General features: G+C 41.2%; 16 protein-coding genes and 2 pseudogenes. 5 read left to right on the top strand and 13 right to left on the bottom strand.

The window, feature by feature from the left end; all coding sequences use genetic code 11:
• Positions 1-128: 128 nt before the first annotated feature.
• From ssb to rpmH, 12 genes and pseudogenes are all read right to left on the bottom strand, one after another.
• Positions 129-275, bottom strand: a pseudogene (ssb, locus tag AC07E5_RS10895) (single-stranded DNA-binding protein); the annotation flags it as partial.
• Positions 276-600: 325 nt separating this feature from the next.
• Positions 601-3,060, bottom strand: a complete 2,460-nt coding sequence (locus AC07E5_RS10890) for a DUF927 domain-containing protein (RefSeq protein WP_498625466.1) — start codon at positions 3,058-3,060, stop codon at positions 601-603.
• A gap of 12 nt (positions 3,061-3,072) precedes the next feature.
• Positions 3,073-3,726 (bottom strand): hypothetical protein, encoded by a 654-nt coding sequence (locus AC07E5_RS10885; protein ID WP_498625465.1) that lies wholly within the window; start codon positions 3,724-3,726, stop codon positions 3,073-3,075.
• Between the two features lie 3 nt (positions 3,727-3,729).
• Entirely contained in the window at positions 3,730-4,029 is a 300-nt protein-coding gene (locus tag AC07E5_RS10880; RefSeq protein ID WP_151829559.1) for a hypothetical protein, read from the bottom strand.
• 2 nt (positions 4,030-4,031) lie between these two features.
• Complete coding sequence (locus AC07E5_RS10875; protein WP_180159152.1) at positions 4,032-4,241, bottom strand: helix-turn-helix domain-containing protein; 210 nt, start codon at positions 4,239-4,241, stop codon at positions 4,032-4,034.
• Positions 4,242-4,243: 2 nt separating this feature from the next.
• Positions 4,244-4,501 (bottom strand): helix-turn-helix transcriptional regulator, encoded by a 258-nt coding sequence (locus AC07E5_RS10870; protein ID WP_045795960.1) that lies wholly within the window; start codon positions 4,499-4,501, stop codon positions 4,244-4,246.
• A 530-nt stretch (positions 4,502-5,031) separates the two neighbouring features.
• A complete protein-coding gene (locus AC07E5_RS10865) occupies positions 5,032-6,273 on the bottom strand; it encodes a tyrosine-type recombinase/integrase (protein WP_171496853.1) in 1,242 nt (413 codons plus the stop codon).
• Positions 6,274-6,476: 203 nt separating this feature from the next.
• Positions 6,477-7,832 (bottom strand): tRNA uridine-5-carboxymethylaminomethyl(34) synthesis GTPase MnmE, encoded by a 1,356-nt coding sequence (gene mnmE, locus AC07E5_RS10860; RefSeq protein WP_180062443.1) that lies wholly within the window; start codon positions 7,830-7,832, stop codon positions 6,477-6,479.
• 91 nt (positions 7,833-7,923) lie between these two features.
• Positions 7,924-9,687: a membrane protein insertase YidC gene (gene yidC / locus AC07E5_RS10855; protein WP_180064738.1), complete on the bottom strand. Its 1,764-nt coding sequence runs from the start codon at positions 9,685-9,687 to the stop codon at positions 7,924-7,926.
• 5 nt (positions 9,688-9,692) lie between these two features.
• A complete protein-coding gene (gene yidD / locus AC07E5_RS10850; protein WP_178867911.1) occupies positions 9,693-10,013 on the bottom strand; it encodes a membrane protein insertion efficiency factor YidD in 321 nt (106 codons plus the stop codon).
• Between the two features lie 9 nt (positions 10,014-10,022).
• On the bottom strand, positions 10,023-10,415 hold the full coding sequence (gene rnpA, locus AC07E5_RS10845; RefSeq protein WP_004969764.1) for a ribonuclease P protein component: 393 nt from the start codon (positions 10,413-10,415) through the stop codon (positions 10,023-10,025).
• Between the two features lie 31 nt (positions 10,416-10,446).
• Entirely contained in the window at positions 10,447-10,581 is a 135-nt protein-coding gene (gene rpmH / locus AC07E5_RS10840; protein ID WP_000831329.1) for a 50S ribosomal protein L34, read from the bottom strand.
• 660 nt (positions 10,582-11,241) lie between these two features.
• On the opposite strand from rpmH, the gene dnaA reads away from it, so the two are divergent.
• From dnaA to AC07E5_RS10815, 5 genes are all read left to right on the top strand, one after another.
• Positions 11,242-12,618 carry a chromosomal replication initiator protein DnaA gene (gene dnaA / locus AC07E5_RS10835; RefSeq protein ID WP_004969761.1) on the top strand — a complete coding sequence of 459 codons (1,377 nt, stop codon included), beginning with the start codon at positions 11,242-11,244 and terminating at the stop codon, positions 12,616-12,618.
• 108 nt (positions 12,619-12,726) lie between these two features.
• Positions 12,727-13,875: a DNA polymerase III subunit beta gene (dnaN, locus tag AC07E5_RS10830; RefSeq protein ID WP_004969759.1), complete on the top strand. Its 1,149-nt coding sequence runs from the start codon at positions 12,727-12,729 to the stop codon at positions 13,873-13,875.
• 37 nt (positions 13,876-13,912) lie between these two features.
• Positions 13,913-14,995, top strand: coding sequence for a DNA replication/repair protein RecF (gene recF / locus AC07E5_RS10825; RefSeq protein ID WP_317097915.1), 1,083 nt, complete (start codon positions 13,913-13,915; stop codon positions 14,993-14,995).
• 44 nt (positions 14,996-15,039) lie between these two features.
• A complete protein-coding gene (gyrB, locus tag AC07E5_RS10820; RefSeq protein ID WP_154320151.1) occupies positions 15,040-17,508 on the top strand; it encodes a DNA topoisomerase (ATP-hydrolyzing) subunit B in 2,469 nt (822 codons plus the stop codon).
• A 161-nt stretch (positions 17,509-17,669) separates the two neighbouring features.
• Positions 17,670-18,032: a hypothetical protein gene (locus AC07E5_RS10815; protein ID WP_317097914.1), complete on the top strand. Its 363-nt coding sequence runs from the start codon at positions 17,670-17,672 to the stop codon at positions 18,030-18,032.
• 170 nt (positions 18,033-18,202) lie between these two features.
• Here the strand turns inward: AC07E5_RS10815 and AC07E5_RS10810 are convergent.
• Positions 18,203-18,321, bottom strand: a pseudogene (locus tag AC07E5_RS10810) (IS30 family transposase); the annotation flags it as partial.

Raw genomic sequence — 18,321 nt, 5'->3', positions numbered from 1 at the left:
TAGCAACAGGAGGTGTTGCTGAATATATATCCATGTTCATGGATTAAGTCCCCACTTGTTTTTAGGTGGGAACTAAATTAAGGCTTATAGGATCGCTTGGTAAGGCTGTGTTAGCCGGATGCTTACGCCTCTTTGCGTTCACCAGTGGTCTTGTCTTTCCAGTGTTCACTGGTGGCCACACTAAAATTGGTGACGCTGCCACCGTTGGGAAATTGTTTAGTTTCAGGGTCACGACCTAGCACACCCATCAAGATTACTTTATTCACGTTTGGCATTGTTCAATATCTTAATCTATCAGTACTTATGTGTGTATTTTTAGGTGGACTTGGTGGACAAAGTGGATATAAATAACTATCTATATGTTTTTAAATAATTAATCATGTCCACCAATGGGTTATATAACATATAAAAAAGTGGGCATAAAAATATAAAAGGTGGACACGATATATTTAACTTAAATCATGTCCACCTTATGCCCAACTATTAACATATACATATTTACATAAGGTGGACACAACAATATTTATATATAACAATAGATTAGCTATAAATATTATATCTATGTCCACCTTGTCCACTCAATAAAATCTATTTTTAGATTTAACTGTCTATGTTCTGCATAGCTTCAATGCTAAAGTGCATCAATCTTGGACGTGAGCCGTCGGGGAGATCGCTACTAGTCTTTTTCGCATATAGCCTCTTACCTCCCTCAATAAACTCCTCAATCCAGCCGTGCTTAACTAATACCTTCTTGACGTTTAACTCATTCATGCCGATGCACATTTCATTTTTAAACATGGTTGGGTATACAAGATAGACTTTTTGGTGTGGGTCATAATAGCCAACGCGGTTATGAATACATTGTTGAATAACCTTGCCATCTTTCTGTCCAATTGCAGTTAATTCTTGAAAACGGCTTGTCCCATTAGCTTCAAAAAAGGCTTTAATATGTTCAAGAATCCTGGTTTCTTCCATATTTTCACCACTGCCTAAACTATCCAGCCAATTATTGAAACATTGCGCTACAGCCTCTAGTGCGCGTCCTTGCTGCCACCCTGTAATGCCTGCCAATGTTGCTAGCTCTCCAGCAACGGCAACCAGTGCAAAACGGCGTAAAACACGGTTAGCCTGTCCGTTCTTTGCTTGAGTATGCTGTTTAACAAAACTATCTAATAATTTCTTGGCTTGCTGCATCACTGCATCTTTATCACTGGTAAGATACTCAAGCCACTTAATGCCTGCATATCCATAATGTTTTGATGCCAGCTCATTAATCCGATTCCCCAACTCACTTGAATTGCTGCCATAGTTAATACACTCAAATACACCGTAGCCTTTTTCTGCATCACTGGACAAATGAGCAAAGCGCAGTAGTAAACCCGCATCAAGCTCGATATTGCCACGCCGTAAATGGTCTTCCAGTGTAATTTCACCTGTGGATGTATACATCAGTCCGAACTGCTTGGAATCTTTGTTTTTGCCAGCTTTGGTACTTCGTGCCTTACCTTGTCCACCTGTAAGCATATAGACAATATCCGATACTGCTTTAGGGGTAGCCTGCCTTAATTCATCCAAATTTAAAAAGCTGTCATTTCTCAATTCGGCTTCATTCTCTAAGGCATTATCCGTAGTCCTCCATGACTTCGATATATGCTTAGGATTGCCCCATACGCTGCATGATGCTTTGGTGATGGTACTTTTCCCATCTGTGGACGTGCCGTATATATGGAATCCGCCACTTTCAATATCCAGTGGTGTTACAAGCTGACCTGAAAATGCACATGAGAACGCCAATACAGCCAATGAATGAGGCTCAATGATTTGACTAAGTTCCTGCCATTGTTCAAAGCTCCCCGAAACGGTATAAGGACTTTTGCTATCCGTGTGAAATAACAGCTCCTCATCTTCGCTATTACCATAGGTTTTATTGGGAGTAGCAAAACAGTAGCCATGCCATCCTGCCCGTTCTACACACCTAAAACGCTGCTCGATTGGGTAATCCTGAATATAATTGATAAATACATTTTTCTTGTATGCTTGGCGCGGTGGCATTAATCCATGATTGGCAATAATCTTTAAGGCTTCTTGCGCCTCCCCCATGAAATGCTCATAAGGAATAAGCAGACGGTGTAAGGTGTTGTCCTTATCATAGAACTGAATAACGCGCTTCCAGTTGTCATTATTCGGGCTTCGAGCTTCACCTAATATAATTATAGAATGAGAAATAAAGGTACGTGTCTGATTAACTTCACCGTCCTCACCTATCTTTTCTTTGATTAGATATAAGCCATTATCCATGATATGCAAAAATGAATTGTCATCCATCTTAAACGGCTTGGCTAAATGACCTTTTGGTAATACCTCACCTTTGGGCAATCGCTCAATACTATCTTTTAAAAATGCTTTAACATCATCAACATAATCATCCCATTTTAAGTCGATGTGATTAGCACCTTCGCTTTGAAGTAGCAACCTAACGGCGGTGTTTTCCTCCAATGGTTTAAATGCGCTTAGGTGTTCAGGCAAGACAGGCATGTATAACTGCTGATAGCCTGCCTGCGCTAATTGATTAATCACAAATTGCATCTGTTCAAAATCACGGGGCTTTAACTCTGGTGGGGTTGAACTGCACAGGTTTTGAAGTAGAACTAAAGCAACGGCGTACCCTGTTTGGGCAATCTTAAAAAATGCCCCTAGGTCATAGGTCACAATAACAGGCTCGGCATGGTCAAAATGACCATACCTCGCAAAGCCTTTGGCTAATCCATCGGCTTGATTATTGCCATCTGTTGTTAATTCAATCGGCTTATTGTTTTGTAACAAAGCGTATTGAACAATCTCCAGCTGTCCATCGTAGATAGGCAAAACAATAGGGCAGTCATAGCGAACGCCGTTGGTGGTGACAATGCTGTCATCAATATAAATCGGCTGTTCAGGACTACCAAAACGCTGAATAATCCAATACTCAATATATGCTTTATCTGTTGGCGCAATGAGGGTACATTGCGCTAGAATGTTATTGGGTGTAATGCCTTTGGGGGCTTCGTGAAATGCCGTCATGCCGCCCCCTTATTAAATAATTTCAGCTTGGCTAGACGATGTAACGCCGTTACCCGCAGCCATTAATTCATCTCTGAATTGATTAAAATAAGACAGCATAGAATAAAAATAGTTAAAACTTTCCTTTCCTGCTAGTTCAACAAGGTCTGTCATATCTCCAAAGGTGTGATGCAGTGTTTCATCGTGTAAGCCATGCTCTTTTAAGGTGTTTTCTATCCCCCGAACTTCACGACTGACTTGCTCACTTAAAACACATAAATACACAGTAATTTCTTTGGCAAGGTCAAAGTCATTTACAGCATTAGTGAAAAATGAAATAAGGGTGTCTATGGATAGAGGGTTCTTTTTATCAATGGTTTGGGGTAGTTGTTTTAAACGGGCTTGATGGGCTGCCTGGCTGTCGGTTAATTCTGCAGCTTTATCCATCGCAATGAAATTGGCTATTTCATACAGTTTATTAATGGCAAAAATTTCAGGTTGCCCACAACCGTACTCAAATAAAATATCTTGGGTATTGTTAATTTTCGCCGTTAATTCTTTAAGGGTTTCCATCAGCTTTTCAATTGCTTCAATCCCAGTTGTATAGGAGTCAAAAACTTGACTTGATAGGATGGTCTTAACTGCTGGCCAGTCTGCTTGCGGATTCATTGTATTTAATTTTTTCATGTCTTATTCCTCTACCTGTACCATTGCCATATCTACGGCTTTCTCAATATCAATAAGTTTTACGGTGTTAGTTGCTTGAAAAAGTAAGCTGTCCATTAATTCAAGTTGGGCAGATAGGCGTTCTTGGTCTTTAGGGCTGTTGTAAATACTCACCAATACGGCGCGGCATTGTTCAATAAGCCTGATACTGATTTCTTTACAGTCTTGCGGTGTGGCATCAGTCGGTAAGTCAAAAAATGCCGCCGTAGAATTACTGCGATGTGTCGTTACAGTTGATCTGATTTTTTGGATTGAATTAGGCATTGTTATTCTCCCTGTAATTCATAACGGGCATACGTGCCATTTTTGGTAGTATTTCTTACTTTATGGGTCACGATGTCATACCCTAATTGGCGTAACTGCAAAATTACTGCACTAAGGCGATAGCAATTAAACAAATGGATTGCATCCGCCTGTGTGATGGTTTTGCCATCTTTAAGGTGTTCTAGGACTTGCTGTTGATGTGTAGTACGCATGGTTACACCTCCGATAATGAGGCTGTACGGGCATTAAGACGCTCGGCTATCCATTGGTCTACCTCGGACTCAATCCATGCGACACAACGATCTGTTATAGGAACGGCTTTGGGAAATTTCCCCTTAGCCATCAAGGCATAAATTGTTGAAGTACCTAAGCCTGTTTTGTCTTGCACTTCTTTGCGGCGCATAAAGCGGATTGGTGCATCTTCTTCTTGAGTAGATGCAATATTTTCATTTTGTGGGTTAGATAATTTCATATCTAAACAGCTCCATAATGGATTTTGCCTAGACACAAACTAGAGAGGAGAAAGTAATAAAGTCTTTTTTATCAATTAAATACAAATTATAAGAATTGTTCTAAAACTCATGCCTGCACAAGAAATATGCATAAAAGCATAAAAATTATGCATTGATGCATAAAAAATGCTATGCTAAAAGGGCATGAGATGGTAGAAATACCCTCATGTATATAATTTCTTTGACTTCGTTACATTCTAGTTCTCCTAGTTTGTGCCTGTGATGGCGTGGTTTAAGGGATTAGGCATTTAGCGATGTGGTGATTGCTAAACGCCAAAGTTTTTAAAAGAGTCAAGCGATGTGGTGTTGCTTGGCTCTTTTTCTTTGTATGTATCAGGTCTTTTCTTTTTCGCTCATTTCCCGATTGAAAAACTTGAGTACATACTTTCATCTTTTAGTAACTCAATGAACCCATTGAATCACTGGGAATAACTATAAGGCATAACTATTTGAAACTAAAGAACAGAATTGCCACAATGTTGCGCAACATTTAAGCAATACTTTTAACTTTTGCCTGATTAAAGAAGATTAAATTCGGCTCATAAATCACGCTAAAAATATAATCACTCCACTTTTGCAGCATTTCTATGCGCTCTTTTTCATATATAGCTTTGTTATAGATACCTCGCACACCTCTAGGGGCGTGGTTCAAACAAGCCTCAATTGCATCACTATTGAAGCCTTGCTCGTTTAAGTGCGTACTCGCCGTTCTGCGTAAATCATGCACGGTAAAATGTGCAACATCGGTAAGTCTTAACGCTGCTTTTTGTGCTTCATTCAGAACATTGTGGCTTACATGCGTTCCCGATTTACGCCCAACAAATACATAAGGCTCATCTCCAGCAATCGTTTTAAGTTCCTTAAATATCTCTACAACCTGATCTGACAGATAAACGACCATTTCACGGCTATGACCTGTCTTACTGTCTGCTTTGGTTTCAGGTATCAGCCATTTACGTTCATCAAAATTAATATGCTCCCACTTTGCAGCCTGTAGCTCTGATTTTCTAACCAATGTAAGTAGTGACAACATGAGTCCTAGCTTTCTAGCTCTATACACTCGTGAATTTAATAGGGTGGTGTAGTAGTTGCGGATTTCATCAGAACTTAAGTATCTATCTCTAGGCTTTGCCTTGTGAATGTGGCGTACTGGAATAGCTAAGACTGGGTTATAAGGTACATATCCCAACGTCATTGCATAATCAAACATGCGCTTTAACAAGCCTCGAACTTGGTTGGCTGCTGAATCGTATCCCTGTTCTTTTTTGCGCCATATTGTACGGCGTACGTCATCAACCGTGATTTGCTCTAACTGTAAATGCCCAAGCATCGGGTAAATATCATTGTTCAAATATAAAGTCATGCTGTAAGGGTCTTTACGGTCTTTCTTGATGACTTCCTCTAAATAACGCTCACCGTAGTCCTTAAACAAAATACTTTGGGGTTTGGTCTTATCCTGTTTAGGTGAAATACCTTTTGCCACCAATGACGCTGCTTCATCTCTAAGTTGTCTAGCATCCTTTATAGATACATCGGGGTAATGCCCTAAAACCAATTTATCCTGCTTACCATTCAGCGTGTAGCGATAGCACCAAGATTTGACTCCAGTTGGTAGCACTTCAATAAACAATTTTTGACTTGGTGTATATCTCACCGAGTAGCGTTTTTCTTTTGGCTTTAATGCTTCAAGCTCTCTAAATGTTGAAAAGCCAAGACTGCTATTTTTTGACATCATTTAGTACCCATGAGAAAAAAAGCTATTTTTTTAGTACCGATACCATATAGATACTGGAAAAAGCATAACACTAGTTGAACACATAGAACATATAGGAACAATAAAAAGACAATAAAAAAGCACTAAGCCACTAAAACTTAATGCTATTTTGTTCACAATGGAACTCATGGAACGTATTGGAATATTATTTAAAATTGAAATTACTTTCCAATACAAAACGATCCAAAAATCTTGCCCAACAAATCATCTGCAGAAAAATCACCAGTGATCTCACCCAAAGCATTCTGTGCAAGACGTAACGACTCGGCTACTAATTCCCCCGCATGATAGACCACCAACTGCTCACGTGCTTCAGCCAAATACTGCTGCGTGCGTTTCATTGCGTCTAAATGACGGGTACGTGCAATAAAGGTATCTTCTTCAGGCTGAAAGCCTGCATGCGCTGTAATCGCCTCTATGAGCGATTGAACACCTGTTTCTTGTTTGGCCGACACAGTAATATGTCTAAAACCATTAAAATCTGAAATTGTAGCTTGTACACCAGTTAAATCGCATTTATTGCCAATCAACATCAAACGCTTCGGTTCAATATGTTCAGCAAAATAATGCTGTGCCAATTGCAACGGATCTTCGTTTTGGCTCAAGTCATAGACCAATAACAATAAATCCGCCTGTTCAATTTCTTTAATTGCACGGCGAATCCCTTCCTGCTCCACAATATCCCCTGTTTCACGTAAACCTGCGGTATCGGTCAGGGTAATTGGTAAGCCATTTAGGGTAATTTTTTCATGCAATACGTCACGAGTAGTTCCCGCAATATCAGTCACAATTGCACGTTCAATACCCGCCAAGGCATTGAGTAGAGAAGATTTACCTGCATTCGGTTTGCCCGCAATCACTACCTGCAGACCTTCACGCAACAATTGTCCCTGACGCGCAGATTGTTGCACAGCAGTCACCGAAGTAGCCACTTCATCTAGCAAATTAAGGATTTTCCCATCGGCCAAAAAGTCAATTTCTTCTTCAGGAAAATCAATAGCAGCTTCAACATGCAAACGTAAATGAATTAACTGTTCTAGCACAGTATTCACTTTGGTGGAAAAAGCCCCTTGAAGGGAACGCACTGCAGAACGCGCAGCGGCTTGTGAAGTGGCATCAATTAAATCGGCAATGGCTTCGGCCTGTACCAAATCCAGCTTGCCATTTTCAAAGGCGCGCATCGAAAATTCACCCGCTTTGGCAGCCGTTGCACCGAGTTCCAGTAAACGTGCCAACAGCGCATTTTGAATCACTGGGCCACCATGCCCTTGTAGTTCCACCACATCTTCGCCAGTAAATGAATGAGGATTGGGGAAACAAATCACCAAACCTTCATCCATGACTTCATTGGCTGCATCGTAAAACTGGCGAAAACCTGCATAACGCGCTTTGGGTAAGTCTTTTTGGGTCAATGCTGCGGCAATCGCATAGGCTTTTGGTCCCGACAGGCGAATCACCCCCACACCACCACGGCCAGGTGGAGTCGCGATTGCGGCAATGGTGCTGCGGTTATACATAAAATTCACCTAAAACTTTCAAAATGTATGCAAAGAAAAATCCACCTAAGATTACCATCTTAAGCGGATTTATTCAGCAGCTCAGCCATACTTAATTGACTGGAGTTGCCTCTTCTCGTTTAGCGCGGTCTTTTTCAACACTTTTGTTGATCAAGCTTTGCTGCAAAATCGTAATCAAGTTGTTGACAATCCAGTACAGAACTAGACCTGCAGGGAAGAACAATAAGAATACGGTAAATACCACAGGCATAATGCGGAAGATTTTTGCCTGCATTGGATCTGTTGGCTGTGGGTTCAACATTTGTTGAACATACATGGTCACACCCATCAACAATGGCAAGATAAACCAAGGGTCCATTGCCGATAAGTCTTGAATCCAACCTAACCACGGTGCATGGCGTAACTCTACCGATTCCATCAATACCCAGTACAAGGCAAGGAAAATTGGCATTTGTAGTAACAATGGCAAACAACCTGACAGTGGATTCACTTGTTCACGTTTATAAAGTGCCATCATTTCTTGCGAGAAACGCATACGGTCTTCGCCAAATTCTTCTTTCATGCGCTGCATTTCTGGTGCAATCACACGCATTTTCGCCATAGAACGATAGCTCTTAGACGATAACGGCCAAAGAATCAGTTTGACAAGAACGGTTAATAAGATGATTGACCAACCCCAGTTGCCCACTAAACCATGGAAGAATTGCAAACCAATAAACAATAATTTTGCAATTGGCCATAACCAGCCATAATCCACAGTTTGGTTCAAACCTGTCGCCAAATCTTTCAATTCAGACTGAATTTTTGGACCAGAGTAGAAGGTCGCATCAACTTCTGCCACCGTACCTGCAGGGACATTAATGGTTGGCGAGGTAAAACCAATGATGTTCATTTCATCGCTAGATTTACGTGATTCCAACTTCGCTGCATACGGTTGACCATCGGCCTGCGTCAATTTTAACTGCCCTGGAACCCATGCACTCACGAAATAGTGCTGAACCACGGCCACCCAACCACCTGTTGCATCGACATTCAATTTTTCGTCATTAAAATTGTCAAATTTCAACTTGTTGTAGTGTTCTTCAGGTGTTCCCCATGCGCCGCCAAGGAAAGTACCCAAGGTAAAAATACCTTGATCTGACTTGCCTGGATCATCTGAATTATCACGTTTCAACTGACCAAACATCTGACCTTGCCAGTTTTGGCTGCTGCGGTTAATCACTTTGTGATTCACCAGCACAGGATATTCACCTTCAGTAAAACTAAAGGTTTTAATGATTTCTACACCATCGGCAGTTTTATATACCATTGGGACAGTTAAAGTTTTAACTGTTTCACCCGCTTTATTTTTGCTTTCTTTGGCATCGGCTAAGCTATAAGTCGATTTTTCAATTTCATAGCTTGGGCGGCCATTACGGCTACTGTCTGGACCATTCAGCCCGATTAACCCAGATTGCGCGACATAGGTGCGCTTAGCATCGCTTTCCAGCATGACGAAAGGATCGTCACTGTCTTTATTTTTGTCATGATTGAGTAATTCAACACGAACAATATCACCACCTTTCGGATTGATCCAAAGATGATAAAGGTCAGTTTGTACTGAAATAAGCTGCTGACTTACAGGTGCTGTGGCATCGGTTGTTTGCTGTGCAGGAATATTTGCTTGCGGTACATCAGAAGCTGCTGTAGCCGTTTGGGCATTCGGCAAATCTGCAGACACTTCATGTGAAACAACGGCAGTTTTTTTCTGCGGTGCTGTTTCAGCATTTCCATAATCTTTTTGCCACGCCAAAATGAGCAAATATGCGACGACAAACATGGCCCCGAGAATTGCAAACCTGGCCCATTGTTGCATATCTATTACCCCAAGTGGTTAGAGTGATTTTGGTTCAATAAACGATCACGAAAGGGTACAGTAATGTGATGCGTTTGAGAATCTATTTGCTGAAATGAAATAAAACGAATGACTTTTGGCGGCACCGGATCATAGCCCGCACCACCCCACGGATGACAACGACAAATACGTTTTGTAGCCAGCCACACACCACGTACAGCACCATGCGTATGGACTGCTTCCAAAGAATATTGAGAACATGTTGGAATATAGCGACAGCGTGGTCCCAATAAAGGACTAATCGCGATCTGATAGAAACGTATCAACCAATGCAGTAAACGTACCATTGGCCATCTCTACTTTTGTGGGGAGGGAGCTATTTTTGAATGCTTTTTGGCGAGACGTTGTAACTTCTGCCAAGCAAATTGTAATTGCTGATGCAATTCCGCATTAGATACCGTATCTACCCCAACTTTGGGCATTACCACAATATCTAAGTCATTTAATTGCTGTTGGTGTAAGCGAAAACTTTCGCGAGCAAGTCGTTTTACTCGATTTCGTTCGTGTGCACGACGCACTTTCTTTTTTGCAACGACAAGACCCAAACGGCTATTCGGCAGTTCGGAATGTTTTGCAAGAAATAAGAAATGGGGTTGATGCACTTTAAAAAGCGCACCATCAAACACACCTTTATAATCGGCAGCACAGCGTAATCTCAACTCTGTGCTGAAGCCATAAAGTGTTGTCATAACACCCAAGAGTCGGTTCAGAGTGACTGTATTAAACAGTTAAGCTGTGACGACCTTTTGCACGACGGCGAGCCAATACTTGACGACCAGCTTTAGTAGCCATACGAGCACGGAAACCATGAACGCGCTTACGCTTTAATTCAGATGGTTGAAATGTACGTTTCATATCGAAACTCCAAAAATGATCTTTCTATAAAGGTCCGCGATTTTAGTGCTCATTGCTTGAGCTGTCAATGAAAAACACGGTTTCTTGCAAAATAAGCCTAAATTTTTCTTTTTAACAAGTTTTCGCTCAATTGACTGGTTGATCGTACAAATTAAAGTATACACAAGATAAGTAATTGTTTATGCTTGACTAATAAGTTATTAACAGTATTATTCACATAATTATCCACAAGCTTATTCTGTTTAATTTTAAAATTTTCGGTTTTGAATTTAAATTTAAACTCAGATTGAATTATCCACAGTTGCAACGTTTCTTATAAATAAATTCAAATTTATAAATTTAAATTTATTACTATTAGGGACGCATTTTTCTGTTGAAAACCCACTTTTTCTTTTATAAAACAAATTTTTGAATTGTGGATATCTGTGTTTCTATAATTTTAATACTATGTGGATAACTTTGTGCTATATTTTATCCACACCTTGCGGATAAACTTATCCACACCACGTTTCAAATTTAAATTCAGGTTTAATGATTCCTTTTTTGAGCAATTTTGCTGATTTTGTCATGACAGATGTGGATAACTTGGTTAGAATGGCGACCCGCTCAGGCGGTCGAGAGAAGTTTTAAATTTAAAAATGGATTAGATAGGGGTTTCACATGCTTTGGACGGACTGCTTAAATCGCTTGCGACAAGAGCTCTCTGGAAATGTCTTTACAATGTGGATTCGCCCATTGGTGGCAGAAGAAGTTGAAGATACATTAAAACTTTATGCGCCTAATCCTTATTGGACGCGTTACATTCAAGAACATCATCTGGAATTGATTACTATTTTGGCAGAGCAGTTGTCTGAGGGACGCGTGCGTAAGGTCGAAATTTTAGTCGATTCGCGTCCAGGTGCAATTTTATCGGCCAGTGAACAACCTGCTACCACTACTGCTGCGCTGGAATCTAGCCCTGCGCCTGTGGCCAAGCCTAAACGTGAAAAAGAAGAAAGTTCTGCAAAAAGCCGTAAACGCCAACTCAATCCGTTATTTACCTTTTCCTTATTTGTGGAAGGTCGTTCTAACCAAATGGCTGCGGAAACCTGTCGCAAGGTATTGACCCAATTGGGGGCTTCACAGCACAACCCATTATTTTTGTATGGCCCAACAGGTTTGGGTAAAACTCACTTGATGCAAGCGGTGGGCAATGCTTTGTTGCAAGCCAAACCGAATGCACGGGTGATGTACATGACTGCAGAAAGTTTTGTGCAGGATTTTGTCAGCTCTTTGCAGCAGGGCAAGGTTGAAGAATTTAAGAAAAACTGCCGCTCTTTAGATTTGTTATTGGTGGATGACATTCACTTATTGGCAGGTAAAGAAGCCAGTTTGGTGGAGTTTTTCTATACCTTTAACGCTTTATTGGATGAATCTAAACAGATTATTTTGACTTCAGACCGTTATCCAAAAGAATTAACCGAATTGGATGCACGTTTGGTGTCACGTTTTTCTTGGGGCTTATCAGTCGGGGTAGAACCGCCAGATATTGAAACCCGAATTGAAATTTTATTAAAGAAAGCTGAAAGCAGCGCCGTAGATTTACCACGTAACTGTGCTTTATTTATTGCCCAGCAAGTGGTGGCTAATGTGCGTGAACTTGAAGGTGCACTCAATAAAGTGGTGGCAATTTCCCGTTTTAAAGGCACCCCAATCGATCTAGATGTGGTACGTGAATCTTTAAAAGATGTCTTGGCAATTCGCGCACGTACCATCAGTACCGAAAATATTCAGCGAGTCGTGAGTGAATATTTCCGTATTCCGCTCAAAGAATTGGTGGGGCCAAAACGTACCCGTATTTATGCGCGTCCACGTCAGTTGGCAATGGGCTTGGCACGTGAGCTGACAGGCGACAGTTTCCCTGAAATTGGTATGGCATTTGGTGGCCGTGATCACAGTACCGTGATGCATGCCTGCGAAAAAGTACAAAGCCTGCGCGAAGAAGATCCGATCTTTAACGAAGACTATAAAAACCTGCAACGATTGTTGCAAAGTTGACCGAATTTGCTCAAATTCTGTTCTTGCCATGCGGCAGCTTTTGCCGCATAGTACACTGCTAAAAAACCTATTTTATACTCCAATCTTCAGTTGTTAGAGGAATGTACCGTGCGTTTAAAAATCGCGAAAGAAAGCTTACTGAATGTTCTGTCACATGTCGTAGGAGCGGTTGAACGTCGCCATACCTTAAATATTTTATCCAATGTCAAAGTTCAGGTGACTGAGCAAGCCTTAACCATTACTGGTTCGGACTTGGAAGTGGAATTGGTTGCCAGTACGAATCTGACTGAAGGGGCATGTTTACAGGCAGGGGAAACTACAGTGCCTGCACGTAAACTGATGGATATTTGTAAATCTTTACCAAGCGCAGCTTTGATTGATTTGCAAATCACTGAAGATCAGCGCTGTATTTTAAAATCGGGCAATAGCCGCTTTGTATTAGGTACTTTGCCTGCGGAAGATTATCCATTATTGGCTACAGAAAATGCTCAAGGTACGCAAGTGACGGTTACTGAGCGTGAGCTGAAGCGTTTGTTTGAAAAAACTGCGTTTGCGATGGCAGTGCAGGATGTACGCTTTTATTTAACGGGTACTTTGTTAGAAATTGATGAAAACCAATTACGTGCTGTGACCACAGATGGTCACCGTTTGGCCTTGTGTGAAACAGCGGCATCTTCGACAGCTACTCAATTAATTCAAGCCATTGTGCCGCGTAAAGCTGTGGCTGAATTGCAGCGTTTGCTGAGCATTGAAGATGAACAACTGGCACTTTTAATTGGGCGTGAATTGCTGAATGTGACCATTCGCACCCCAAGCCGTGACAAAGAACAAGCAGAAATTACCGTGCGTTTTACCACTAAATTAATTGATGGTAAGTTCCCAGATTATCGCCGTGTGATTCCACGTGGTGGTGATAAAAACGTGCTGATCGCGCATGATGTATTTAAACAATCTTTACAGCGTGTGGCGATTTTAAGTAATGAAAAATTGCGTGGCGTATTCCTGAATTTTAGTGCGGACACCTTGCAATTACGTGCCAATAACCCAGAACAAGATGAAGCAATTGAAGATTTAGCGATTCAATATGCCGATTCGCCCTTAGAAATGTCATTTAACGCACAGTATTTATTGGACGTATTAGGGGCATTGGATGGCGATGATGTATCGATGACCATGACCGAAGCCAATCAATCGGTATTGGTACAAGATCCAGCACATCAAGATCAAACCTATGTTGTGATGCCAATGCGTGTTTAAGTGAGCGGTTTATTTCAAGATTAAATCTAGCTGAATCATGCATATTACGCGTTTACATATCGAGCGTGTTCGGAACTTAAAAGCGGTTGCACTTCATGAGTTGCAGCCGTTTAACGTCTTTTATGGGCAAAATGGTTCGGGTAAAACCTCGATTTTAGAAGCGATTCATTTATTGGCGACAGGGCGTTCTTTTCGCACCCATATTCCTAAAAATTACATTCAGAACAGTAGCCAAGATGCGATTGTATTTGCTCAGTCATTGACTGAAAAAATTGGCATGCAAAAAATGTCATCGGGTGAGCAGTTGATTAAGGTCAATGGCGACCCTGTTGCGACCCAAGGGCAATTGGCTAAAATTCTGCCTTTACAACATATTGATCCACTCAGTACCGATATTATTGACCATGGTGCAAAACCACGACGGCAACTGTTGGACTGGTTGATGTTCCACGTGGAACCAGAGTTTTATCACGCTTGGCAATATTATTCACGTGCCTTAAAACAACGTAATAGTTTGCTTAAATCACAGCGACATTTAAGTCTGTCGGACTTGGAACCGTGGAACAAAATGCTCAGTGATTATGGTGAGATTTTGCATCGGCAGCGTTTGGGAACGGTGGAACAATGGCAGCAATTTTTTGCACAAGATTTACAGTATTTATTGCCTGATTTACACATTAGTCTGGAATACAGCGCAGGCTTTCATACCGAAACAGGCTTGTTGAATGATCTGTGCAATTATCATCAAAAAGATGTGGAACGTCGCTATACCGAATATGGGCCACACCGCGCCGATTTACGCTTAAAAACCCCAATGGGTGATGCCGATGTGGTGCTGTCACGTGGGCAGAAAAAGCTATTGATTATGGCATTAAAACTGTCACAGATTGCAATGCTGCATGCGTCTAATAAGGAAACTGTGGTATTATTAGATGATCTGACAGCAGAATTAGATTTAAGCGCACAACAACGTTTAATTGAACGATTAAGCCAATTGGGTAGTCAAGTTTTTATTACCACTTTAGATCATCAATCCGTGCAACAACACTTACAAGCGTTGTCGATTCCTTATCGCTTATTTCAGGTCGATCACGGAACGGTGCAGGCTGTTGAGCAATAATTTTTTTATCTTTTGATAGACCTATTTTTCACTAGGGAGAAACCATGAGTTCAGAAGATCAATCTGTCTCTACTACAGAACAAACCAATGAAAAGGCTTATGATTCCTCTAGTATCAAAGTATTGCGTGGCCTAGATGCTGTTCGTAAACGCCCAGGCATGTATATCGGTGATACAGATGATGGTACAGGTTTGCATCACATGGTGTTCGAGGTAGTCGATAACGCTATTGATGAAGCTTTGGCGGGTCATTGTGATGAAATTTTGGTGACTATCCATGAAGATGAATCTGTCAGCGTATCTGACAATGGTCGTGGTATTCCAACCGATATTCACCCTGAAGAAGGTGTTTCTGCGGCAGAAGTAATTCTAACAATTCTGCACGCAGGCGGTAAGTTCGATGACAACAGTTATAAAGTCTCGGGTGGTTTGCACGGTGTTGGTGTGTCGGTGGTCAACGCTTTATCGAGTAAACTTGAATTAACGATTAAACGCGCGGGTCAAATTCACCAACAGGAATACCGTCACGGTGATCCACAATATCCTTTAAAAGTAGTGGGCGACACTGAGCAATCAGGCACGACTGTGCGTTTTTGGCCAAGTGCTGAAACCTTTAGCCAAACCATTTTTAACGTAGATATTTTGGCGCGTCGCTTGCGTGAACTGTCTTTCTTAAACGCGGGCGTGCGTATTGTACTGCGTGATGAACGTGTCAATTTAGAACATATTTTTGACTATGAAGGTGGTTTGTCTGAATTTGTGAAATATATCAATGCAGGCAAAACCCATCTGAATGAAATTTTCCATTTCACGACACAGGCTGAAAACGGGATTACCGTAGAAGTTGCTTTGCAGTGGAATGATTCTTATCAGGAAAACGTACGTTGTTTTACCAATAATATTCCACAAAAAGATGGTGGAACGCACTTGGCAGGCTTCCGTGCTGCGCTGACCCGTGGTTTAAATAACTACATGGAAAGCGAAAATATTCTTAAAAAAGAAAAAGTTGTGGTATCGGGTGATGATGCACGTGAAGGTTTAACCGCGATTGTGTCGGTCAAAGTGCCAGATCCAAAATTCTCATCACAGACCAAAGAAAAATTGGTATCGAGTGAAGTGAAACCTGCTGTTGAGCAGGCCATGAATAAATCTTTCTCTGAATATTTATTGGAAAATCCGCAAGCGGCAAAATCTATCGCGGGTAAAATTATTGATGCAGCGCGTGCCCGTGATGCGGCGCGTAAAGCCCGTGAAATGACGCGCCGCAAGAGTGCTTTGGATATTGCAGGTTTGCCTGGTAAATTGGCTGACTGTCAGGAAAAAGACCCTGCATTATCTGAATTATATCTAGTCGAGGGTGACTCTGCAGGTGGTTCGGCTAAACAAGGTCGTAACCGTAAAATGCAGGCAATTTTGCCACTGAAAGGTAAAATCCTGAACGTGGAACGTGCCCGTTTTGACAAGATGATTTCATCGGCAGAAGTAGGTACTTTAATTACCGCTTTGGGCTGTGGTATTGGTCGTGAAGAATATAACCCAGACAAACTGCGTTATCACAAAATCATCATCATGACCGATGCTGACGTAGATGGTTCACACATTCGTACCTTGCTATTGACCTTCTTCTTCCGTCAAATGCCAGAATTGGTTGAGCGTGGTCATATTTATATCGCACAGCCACCATTGTATAAGCTGAAAAAAGGCAAGCAGGAACAATACATCAAAGATAACGATGCTTTAGAAACCTATTTAATTTCTAATGCGATTGATGAATTGGAGCTGCATGTGAGTGCTGATGCACCTGCAATTCGTGGTGAGGCTTTAGCCAAAGTCATTGCGGATTATCAAACTTCACAAAAGAGTTTGAGCCGTTTAACGCTGCGTTATCCTGCAAGTCTGTTGGATGGTTTATTAGAATTAGATGCCTTTAAAATTGATCAAGCAGCAGATCAGGCGTATGTACAACAATGGGGCGAGCAATTACGTCAAAGCATTGAACGATTACAGCCAGGTTTGCGTCCTGAATTAAGCATCGAACAGTTTGAAAAAGAAGATGCGGATGGTCAAAAATCTGCAACGTATTGGCCACGAATCACGGTATATGTGCACAACTTGCCCCATACTTATTTACTAGATACAGGTTTGCTGGGTTCAGCTGAATATGCACGTTTGCTGAAAAATTCAAAAAGCTGGTTTACGCTGCTTGAAGAAGGTGCGTATTTGGAAAAAGGCGAACGTAAAATTACGGTCAACAATTTCCATCAAGTGTGGCAACACATTTTGCAGGACTCGCGTCGCGGCATGATGATTCAGCGCTATAAAGGTTTGGGTGAGATGAATGCGGAACAACTTTGGGAAACCACGATGGACCCAGAAAACCGCAATATGTTGCAAGTCACCATTGATGATGCCATTGAAGCAGACCGCATGTTCTCTTGCTTAATGGGCGATGATGTAGAACCACGTCGTGCCTTTATTGAAGAAAATGCCTTAAATGCAGATATTGACGCTTAATTCGTCCAAATCATCCGCATAACCATAAGCACTCTACGGAGTGCTTTTTTATGTTTGGCTTTTGTTGTTGTCGTGATTCATCCAAATAACTTTTATAAAACTGACTTATTGTTCTGTCATGCTGAGCTACATTAAGCCAAAAATATAGGAGAATCATTAAGATGGATAATCAATTAGAACAAGCACGTGATGCATGGGTGAATGCTTTTTTTACTGGCAATGTGGAGCTGTTAGCACACTATGAAGATGAAGATTTTAAAGTCGTTTATACGGCAGAATCACGTGTGGAAAATCGTGAAACACGTTATGCCAACATTCAGCATGCAGTGAATAATGGTGTCTGGAAACCGATCAGACCGAATGTTGAATTAGAAGAATATGAGTTTGATCGTGAGCAGGTTAACTGTCGGATTCAAATTGGTTTGGCGGATGATCAAGGGTATATTCAAGAAATCTGGCGCTATATTCAGGGCTGGAAAATACAAGAATTATGTATTAGCAAAGCAAAAATTACTGCCGAGTAGCAGCGATTTTCTGTGAATCACTGAGATTCAATGACTCAAAATAACCATGAAAGAATGGATTGATTTGGCTTTAATTAGAGTTTTGAATTTAAAATAACAGTTAGTTTGAGTTGTGGATAACTAAGTTTTTTGCTTTTAAATTTAAATTGTAGATTTTGAATTTGGCGGATTCAAGCGGCAAGTGCAACAGTATAAAAACCAGACATAACTTCACTCGGTGTATACCAACCTAGGGTTTTTCTAGGACGATGGTTGAGTGCAAATTCTATCTGCTCTATTTGTTCGTTTG

Source organism: Acinetobacter seohaensis (assembly GCF_056431365.1).
This window is presented reverse-complemented; position numbering and strand designations above follow the sequence as displayed.

Coding starts and splice junctions, on each gene's coding strand:
- yidD (WP_178867911.1), bottom strand. CDS start 10,013: ATGGTACGTTTACTGCATTGGTTGATACGTTTCTATCAGATCGCGATT.
- AC07E5_RS10880 (WP_151829559.1), bottom strand. CDS start 4,029: ATGCCTAATTCAATCCAAAAAATCAGATCAACTGTAACGACACATCGC.
- rpmH (WP_000831329.1), bottom strand. CDS start 10,581: ATGAAACGTACATTTCAACCATCTGAATTAAAGCGTAAGCGCGTTCAT.
- dnaA (WP_004969761.1), top strand. CDS start 11,242: ATGCTTTGGACGGACTGCTTAAATCGCTTGCGACAAGAGCTCTCTGGA.
- AC07E5_RS10885 (WP_498625465.1), bottom strand. CDS start 3,726: ATGAAAAAATTAAATACAATGAATCCGCAAGCAGACTGGCCAGCAGTT.
- rnpA (WP_004969764.1), bottom strand. CDS start 10,415: ATGACAACACTTTATGGCTTCAGCACAGAGTTGAGATTACGCTGTGCT.
- yidC (WP_180064738.1), bottom strand. CDS start 9,687: ATGCAACAATGGGCCAGGTTTGCAATTCTCGGGGCCATGTTTGTCGTC.
- mnmE (WP_180062443.1), bottom strand. CDS start 7,832: ATGTATAACCGCAGCACCATTGCCGCAATCGCGACTCCACCTGGCCGT.
- AC07E5_RS10875 (WP_180159152.1), bottom strand. CDS start 4,241: ATGCGTACTACACATCAACAGCAAGTCCTAGAACACCTTAAAGATGGC.
- AC07E5_RS10815 (WP_317097914.1), top strand. CDS start 17,670: ATGGATAATCAATTAGAACAAGCACGTGATGCATGGGTGAATGCTTTT.
- AC07E5_RS10870 (WP_045795960.1), bottom strand. CDS start 4,501: ATGAAATTATCTAACCCACAAAATGAAAATATTGCATCTACTCAAGAA.
- AC07E5_RS10865 (WP_171496853.1), bottom strand. CDS start 6,273: ATGTCAAAAAATAGCAGTCTTGGCTTTTCAACATTTAGAGAGCTTGAA.
- AC07E5_RS10890 (WP_498625466.1), bottom strand. CDS start 3,060: ATGACGGCATTTCACGAAGCCCCCAAAGGCATTACACCCAATAACATT.
- gyrB (WP_154320151.1), top strand. CDS start 15,040: ATGAGTTCAGAAGATCAATCTGTCTCTACTACAGAACAAACCAATGAA.
- recF (WP_317097915.1), top strand. CDS start 13,913: ATGCATATTACGCGTTTACATATCGAGCGTGTTCGGAACTTAAAAGCG.